This window comes from Flavobacterium sp., assembly GCF_043778725.1.
Lineage (GTDB): Bacteria > Bacteroidota > Bacteroidia > Flavobacteriales > Flavobacteriaceae > Flavobacterium.
This window is the reverse complement of the sequence record NZ_JAYWFT010000179.1, coordinates 1-2986: the sequence shown is the minus strand read 5'-3', so window position 1 is coordinate 2986 and position 2986 is coordinate 1. Positions and strand designations below refer to the sequence as shown.

Here is a 2986-nt window from a genome sequence, read left to right as displayed (position 1 = left end):
TTATTTCATTCGATGATATCATTTGAAATAATAGATCTTCTGTCTCGGTTAAGTCTTTCATACCAATGGTAACGGCAATATCTTGAAGAGACAGTGTTATATAAGTTGATGTCAGCTTCTTGATAGTGTGCCTTGTTAATGATGATATCACCTCTTTTGCCTGATCAAATAAATATAATTTAAAAAAAATTACAATGAAATATTAGAAGCATATTGATGAAGGTTGGAAACTCTCTCTTCTAGAAAAGATCATGGACTTACCAAACCGTAATTGTGATCCTCCATAAGTACGCCCATACCGCTCTCGACACATTCTATTAATAGTGTCAGGTCATTTAAAAGGAAGTTTTTCACTATCGCATCGTACACAGGCAAATCTTGTTTAAAAAATCGAGTAACGAGGGGTGATGCATATCTGTCAAACGGCAAAGTTAATAAAAAAAGAGGACAGAGAGAAGAATCAAAGAAGAAATATCGATAGGAGAAGATGGGTGGGAGAATGAAGTGCAAGCAACCAGACAGACAGACAGAACGCTATCGCGGGAAGAGGAGAAGTGCTGCACAGAGATTTTATGAATTAAAGAGCAGCAGCTCGCTACCAGTATCTCTCCTTGATTTCAAAGTATACGTGATCTCAATAGTAATTCACACCCTTTGAATCAATGTGTAACTGCTAAAGTCAGAGCTCAAGTACGTACTTAGGCAATTCAAATGCGGATCCAGAGTCTATAAGAGAAACCAATCTGGAAGCTTTAATAGCTGCCACTACTATGGCGCTAAGTGCAAGTGCAGGTAATGTGATTGCTTGTAGGAAATAGTCCAAAGCTAGAGTGTAGTTCCTCACTCCTACGAAACTTAAAATAAAAAAAATAAATTAAAATAGGCAAAAAACAAGAAAAAATAGTAAAGTACATTACACAAGATGGCTTTTCTTGTAAATAGATCAAGATTTGATAACCTAATAAATAATAATAAAAATCATTGTTGTCCGATAAAAAAATTACAAGGCTTTAGTTTATATGGCTTTAAAATAATTTGCTTATTTTCCGTACTCTTTTAAGTGTGTGTGATATAAAAATTAAAATTATTTCTTTTAATTATGAGTTTATAAAACATAAAGAACCAATAGTTTAACTATGTTTCAAATTTTGGTAAAAAAAGGCTAATTAAAGCGGACAACAATGAATAAAAATAAAAAAAATCATGAAAAAACAATGTTACATTTTAATGACTCTATTTTATAGCCTTTGGTCTTTTGGACAAAATTTTAACGCTGATGGTATCAATTATTCTGTAACAAGCGCTACAGCACCATTTACTGTAAAAGTAGATGTAAACCCCAGTTTTTCGGGTACGGCTACTATTCCTGAAACTGTTGATAATGCAGGCACAACTTATGCAGTAACCAGTATTGATGATTCTGCTTTTTCTTTTTCCGTTGGTTTAACTTCGGTAAGTATTCCATCATCAGTAACCAGTATTGGCAGTCAGGCTTTTGCTTATTGCACTGGTTTAACTTCGGTAAGTATTCCGTCATCTGTAACAAGTATTGGCTATTATGCTTTTGGAGTGTGCAGTTCTTTAACCAACGTAAGCATTCCAAATTCGGTAACTAGCATTGGTGAATGGGCATTTGGTAATTGTACTAGTTTAACTTCGGTAAGTATTCCAAATTCGGTAACCAGTACTGGTAAATGGGCATTTTACAATTGTAGTAGTTTAACCTCGGTAAGCATTCCAAATTCGGTAACAAATATAGATGATTTTACTTTTTCATATTGCTCAGGTTTAACATCAATAAATATTCCAAATTCAGTAACTAGAATTGGTGAATCGGCATTTGATAAATGTACTAGTTTAACAACGGTAAGCATTCCGTCTTCGGTAACCAATATTGGTGACCGAGCGTTTTCATATTGTTCCGGTGTAACTTCGGTAAGTATTCCAAATTCGGTAACCAGTATTGGTGTAGGGGCATTTTACGCTTGCATTGGTTTATCTTCTGTAAATATTCCAAATTCCGTGATGAGTATTCGTCAAGCGACCTTTGCAGTATGCACTGGTTTAACCTCGGTAAGTATTCCAAATTCGGTAACCAGCATTGATGAAGCGGCTTTTGCTGAATGTACTAGTTTAACCTCTATAAGCATACCTGCATCGGTAACCAATATTGGTGACTCGGCATTTGCATTTTGTACTTCTTTAATCATGGTAAATATTCCTTCTTCGGTAACCAGTATTGCATCTCAAACGTTTTGGTATTGTCATAATTTAATATCGGTAAGTATTCCGTCCTCGGTAACCAGCATTGGTGAAAGGGCATTTGAAGAGTGCAGTTCTTTAACCACAGTAAACATTCCAGCATCTGTAACTAGCATTAGTGAAGGAACATTTGCAGCGTGCAATTCCTTAACTAGTTTAAGTATTCCGGCTTCGGTAACCAGTATTGGTGATTGGGCATTTTACGAATGTAGTGCTCTAACCACGGTAAACATCCCGTCAGCTGTAACTGGCATTGGCGAAGGGACATTTTTCGGTTGTACAGGGTTAACTTCGGTAACTGTAAATTGGGCAACACCGTTAACGATAAATGCAAATGTTTTTAAATATGTTACGCTTGGTAATGTAGCATTAAATGTTCCTGCTGGTACAACGGCACTTTATGATGCCGCACTTGTGTGGACAGATTTTAATCCTATTACTGCAGCTTTGTCAACCAATAATTTTGTTTCAAACACCAACTATTTTTATTACAGCAATAGCGATAACAAATTAAAACTAACTAACAACAAAACTAACATCAGTGCAGATTACAACATTTTTGACATCAACGGAAAATTAATCCAAAATGGAAGTACTAACTCCAATGAAGTCGATTTAAACATAAACACCAAAGGTGTTTTTATTGTAGTTTTTGAAAGTGAAAATTGGAAACAAAGTTTGAAGTTTGTGAGATAGTTTTTTAAAAAAAAATAACCATGAAGGC

General features: G+C 35.1%; 1 protein-coding gene. It reads left to right on the top strand.

The window, feature by feature from the left end; all coding sequences use genetic code 11:
• Nucleotides 1–1203 precede the first annotated feature (1203 nt).
• On the top strand, nt 1204–2958 hold the full coding sequence (locus ACH2CG_RS16315) for a leucine-rich repeat domain-containing protein (protein WP_395067133.1): 1755 nt from the start codon (nt 1204–1206) through the stop codon (nt 2956–2958).
• The last annotated feature ends 28 nt before the right edge of the window (nt 2959–2986 follow it).